The sequence below is a fragment of the Pseudomonas sp. Colony2 genome, assembly GCF_019382755.1.
GTDB lineage: Bacteria > Pseudomonadota > Gammaproteobacteria > Pseudomonadales > Pseudomonadaceae > Aquipseudomonas.
In genome coordinates, this window is record NZ_CP080030.1 from 184,252 (window position 1) to 184,498 (window position 247).

1 protein-coding gene is annotated in these 247 nt (G+C 59.9%); it reads right to left on the reverse strand.

The genetic code is table 11. The features are described 5' to 3' along the window. Window positions 1–236: hypothetical protein (locus JV201_RS00805; protein WP_219406379.1), on the reverse strand; the 236-nt coding region annotated here is incomplete at its 3' end. Window positions 237–247 lie beyond the last annotated feature (11 nt).

The following is a 247-nucleotide window of genomic DNA, read 5'->3' on the forward strand; positions in this document are numbered from 1 at the left end:
CTGCGACTGATGACATCCAGCAAATCACACCCATCTCGCAGCGGAATCGCCAGCAATTGGGCGAAGTCTTGAAGCACCACAGCATCGCTGCTGAGCTGTTCACGGAAGGCCAGGTTTTCCAGCAGTTGGGTGACGGCGCGAATCCGGTACACGGCGGCGTCGTGGAGGACATCGAGGGGCGCATGGGTGTCGATAAGCAGGGCGGGGACGGTGCAGTCGTGGCCCGTTAGGGGCATATATTGGTTCA